At 66.4% G+C, this 4,151-nt stretch carries 5 protein-coding genes; 3 read left to right on the top strand and 2 right to left on the bottom strand.

Going from position 1 to position 4,151, the window contains the following annotated elements:
• Both QZ609_RS24955 and ytfE read right to left on the bottom strand, forming a co-directional pair.
• Nucleotides 1-525: integrase arm-type DNA-binding domain-containing protein (locus QZ609_RS24955; protein ID WP_295500682.1), on the bottom strand; the 525-nt coding region annotated here is incomplete at its 3' end.
• Between the two features lie 286 nt (nucleotides 526-811).
• Nucleotides 812-1,483 carry an iron-sulfur cluster repair protein YtfE gene (gene ytfE, locus QZ609_RS24960; protein ID WP_295500684.1) on the bottom strand — a complete coding sequence of 224 codons (672 nt, stop codon included), beginning with the start codon at nucleotides 1,481-1,483 and terminating at the stop codon, nucleotides 812-814.
• Between the two features lie 163 nt (nucleotides 1,484-1,646).
• On the opposite strand from ytfE, the gene norR reads away from it, so the two are divergent.
• From norR to QZ609_RS24975, 3 genes are all read left to right on the top strand, one after another.
• Nucleotides 1,647-3,179, top strand: a complete 1,533-nt coding sequence (norR, locus tag QZ609_RS24965; RefSeq protein WP_295500686.1) for a nitric oxide reductase transcriptional regulator NorR — start codon at nucleotides 1,647-1,649, stop codon at nucleotides 3,177-3,179.
• A 73-nt stretch (nucleotides 3,180-3,252) separates the two neighbouring features.
• Nucleotides 3,253-3,669 carry a MarR family winged helix-turn-helix transcriptional regulator gene (locus QZ609_RS24970; RefSeq protein ID WP_295500689.1) on the top strand — a complete coding sequence of 139 codons (417 nt, stop codon included), beginning with the start codon at nucleotides 3,253-3,255 and terminating at the stop codon, nucleotides 3,667-3,669.
• 4 nt (nucleotides 3,670-3,673) lie between these two features.
• Nucleotides 3,674-4,151 (top strand): chloride channel protein (locus QZ609_RS24975; RefSeq protein WP_295500692.1); only part of this gene is annotated, 478 nt, incomplete at its 3' end.

Genomic DNA, 4,151 nt, shown 5'->3' on the forward strand with positions numbered 1-4,151 from the left:
GTTGAACATCTTGCGCAAACAGGCCAGAACCCGATTGGCCGTAACGCCGATCTTTGCCTTGTCCTTCATCAGCGTGGTGATGTGCGCCCGCGTTACGTCCGGCACCTTGAGCTTGCCCAGGGTAGGCAGGATGTGGCGGTCGATGTAGCCCTGGTAGGAATCGACCGTCCGGGGCTTGTTGCGCGGCTTGGAGTATTCCTCGATGAACTGCCCGCACAGTTCCTTGACCGTCGGGGCCATGCGGGCAGCCAGCTTGGCGGCGCTGGGGTCGTCGCCCTTGCGCACGTCGGCCAGCCAGTCCTGTGCGATCGACCGCGCTTGCTCGACGGTCAGCTCGCCGAACTGGCCGATCTTCGGCTTGCGGCGCTCGCCCCAGTTCGTGCGGTACTGGAGCATGAAGACCTTGCGGCCGTGGGCGGTGACTTTGCAGAGAAAGCCGGGGACAATGGTATCCCGCAGTTCGTAATCCTTGCCGGTGACTTCTGCCGTATCGACAGCGGATTTGGTGAGTTTGATCTTAGCCATGACGCCTCCTAGTTCGAGATCGAACGCAGGAACCAGCCAGGAGCCACGGCATCAGAATGTCTGCCGCAATCGGTCTGGTCTAGGCGTAAGGCTAAACGGGACTAGCCTCTTGGAAAACCAAGCGCAGCAAGGCTCTGCGGGTTCCAGCGTGGTCTCATGCTAGTCTCGGGACTCAATCTCAAAATCCGGTTCCGAAAGGAGTGCCGGTTCGATTCCGGCCCGAGGCACCAAGGATTCAAACAAAAAAGCCAAGCACGTCGCTTGGCTTTTTTGTTGCCCGCCACCTTCAGTTCTGCCCGGCCGCCCCCTCGAACAGGACGTTGTTCTCCAGGTGGATGTGCTCCATCAGATCTTCACGAAACGCGCCCAGGCCCAGATAGAGCGCCCGCCACGTCGTGCACGCCCCGCGCGGCAGGGTGATGCCGTTGGTCACGTCCATCAGCCGCTGCAGCGCGTCGCCGTGCTGGTCATGCTCCATGCGCATCACCGCGATCGGGCCGCCGGCACGCACGCCATGGCCGCGCGCCAGGATCGGAAACAGGATCTGCTCCTCCTTCTGCATATGGCTTTCGAGCTCCTGCAACATGGCGTCGAGCAGGTCGGCCAGGCCCACCGGACACTCCTCGCGGTCGCCATGCACGTGCTCCACCCGGCGCGCGAGGCGGATCAGCTCGGGCAACTGCTCGCGGTGGCGCTCGTGGAAACGTTCGACGATGTAGTCGATCAACGTGCTCGGCGATACGGCGGACCAGTCGGCCGCCTCATCCGGCGTGACCGCCGACTGCAGCGCCTGCAGACGCTCGGCAATCGGCCCGGCCTCGATGCCCTTGGCCCGTGCCGCTTCGCGCAGGCTGTGCTTGCCGCCGCAGCAGAAATCGAGCTGATATTCGTGGAAGACCCCGGTCGCGCCCGGAATGTTGCGGGCGAGTTGCCCCAGCGGCTGGTCCAGTAACGGCATGACATGCTCCTTGGTGAAATCAATGCGTTGCGAAATGGATGCACCTTCAACGCGATTTGCATGCCAGATTTTTTCCTCGGCTAATCAATAGGTTGCGCCCTACAAGGTAAAATTCACCATCACCAAGAGATGGTCACTTTTACCTTATCGGGTTACTTAAACCATGATCGATCACCTGCTTCTGGCCGATTTGGTGGCCGACCTGCCGCCAGCGGTGCGCATGCAGCGGCTGGTCGGCAGCCTGCGCGCGCACTTCCGCTGCGGGGCGGTCGCGCTGCTGCAACTGGAAGAAGACCACCTGCGGCCGATTGCCGTGGATGGGCTGGTGCGCGACGCGCTGGGCCGACGCTTCGTGGTCGGGCAGCATCCGCGCCTGGCCGCCATCCTCGCGCGGCGCGGCGTGACGTGCTTCCACCACGACAGCACCCTGCCCGACCCCTACGACGGATTGATCGACGCACAGGCCGGCGCGCCGCTGCCGGTGCACGACTGCATGGGTGTCAGCCTGCACGTGGAGGGCCAGCTGTGGGGCGTGCTCACGCTGGACGCGCTCCAGATCGGCACCTTCGACACCGACGCGCAGGCCGAGCTGCGCCAGCTGGCCGTGGTGGTCGAAGCCGCCGCGCGCACCACGCGGCTCGAAGCCGAAATCCGCGCGCTGCGCGCCACCCGTGGCGACCTGCCGCCCGGCGACGTTGCCGCGGACGACTCCGAGATCATCGGCCAGAGCCCGGCCATCCACCAGTTGCTGCATGAGCTGGAGGTGGTGGCCGACTCCGAATTGCCGGTCCTGCTGCTCGGCGAGACCGGCGTCGGCAAGGAGCTGTTCGCGCACCGGCTGCATCGCCTGTCGCGCCGGCGCGATCGCCCGCTGGTGCACGTCAACTGCGCGGCGCTGCCCGAATCGCTGGCGGAAAGCGAGTTGTTCGGCCACGTCAAGGGCGCGTTCTCTGGTGCGGTGGGCGAGCGCCCGGGCCGCTTCGAGGCCGCCGACGGCGGCACCCTGCTGCTCGACGAGGTGGGCGAGCTGCCGCTCACGGTGCAGGCCAAGCTGCTGCGCACGCTGCAGAACGGCGAGATCCAGCGCCTGGGCGCCGACCGCCCGCGCCATGTCGACGTGCGGGTGATCGCGGCCACCAACCGCAACCTGCGCGAGCGTGTGCGCGATGGCGCGTTCCGGGCCGACCTCTATCACCGGCTGTCGGTCTATCCGGTGCCGATTCCGCCGCTGCGCGAGCGCGGCAACGACGTGCTGTTGCTGGCCGGCCGCTTCCTGGAGAACAACCGCGCACGCCTGGGCCTGCGCAGCCTGCGGCTCTCCGCCGAGGCGGAGGATGCGCTGCGCCGCTACCCCTGGCCCGGCAACGTGCGTGAACTGGAACACGTCATCAGCCGCGCCGCGCTCAAGGTGCTGAGCCGCGGCGCCAGTCGCGACGACATCGTCACGCTGGAGACCGGCTTGCTCGACCTGGACGCCCAGGCCATTGCACCGCCGTCGCCCAGCGGTCAGCCGCCAGAAGCCTCATCGGCCATCGTCCCGGGCATCACGCTGCGCGACGCCGTGGACGATTGCCAGCGGCGGCACATCCGCACAGCGCTGGCGGCGCACCAAGACAACTGGGCGCAGGCCGCACGCGCGCTCGGGCTGGACGCCAGCAACCTCCACAAACTCGCGCGGCGGCTGGGGCTCAAATAAGGGACGCGCGCGATCGCGCGGATATATCATGCCGTGATATATTCGCGCCTCCATCGCGTGCGCCCTCAATTCCATGCCCCCAACCACGCCCCGGAAGCTGACCAAAGCGGACTTTGAGACGCTGTCGGACTTCCGCTATCACCTGCGCCGCTTCCTGCGCGCCTCCGAAGACCTGATCCAGGATGCCGGCATCACGCCGCTGCAGTATCAGCTGCTGTTGCACGTCAAGGGCTACGCCGGCCGCGAATGGGCCACCGTGGGCGAGCTGGCCGAGCGCCTGCAGGCCTCGCCGCACGGCACGGTGGCACTCGTCACACGGTGCGAAGAGGCCGGCCTGGTCGAACGCCGCCCGAGCGAGACCGACGCGCGCCAGGTGGAAGTCCACCTGAGCAAGAAAGGCGACCGCCTCGTTGCCCAGCTGGCCGCGCTGCACCAGAGCGAACTGTCCGAGTTCAGCCGCGCCTTCAAAATTCCCCATCTCGATCCGTAACGTCATGCAAACCCTCGCCCATCGGCGCGATTTCGCGACCGACACCACGCTCTTCCGCACCACCGCGCTGGCAGTCGTCATTGCCGCGTTTGCCACGCTGGCGGCCGTGGTGCTGCTCAACCTGATCCGTTTCTTCACCAACTTGTTCTTCTTCCAGACGCTGTCGTTCGCCAACCGCTCGCCGGCGGACAACACGCTGGGGCTGTGGGTGATCGCGGTGCCGGTCATCGGCGGGCTGATCGTCGGGCTGATGGCGCGCTTTGGCTCGGAGAAGATCCGCGGCCACGGCATCCCCGAGGCCATCGAGGCGATCCTCTTCGGCAAGAGCAAGATGTCGCCCAAGGTGGCGGTGCTCAAACCGCTCTCATCGGGCATCGTGATCGGCAGCGGCGGGCCGTTCGGCGCGGAGGGGCCGATCATCATGACCGGCGGCGCGATCGGCTCGCTGTTCGCGCAGTTCTTCAAGCTGACCGCCGCCGAGC

Origin of the sequence: uncultured Ralstonia sp. (assembly GCA_913056305.1) — a bacterium.
GTDB lineage: Bacteria > Pseudomonadota > Gammaproteobacteria > Burkholderiales > Burkholderiaceae > Ralstonia.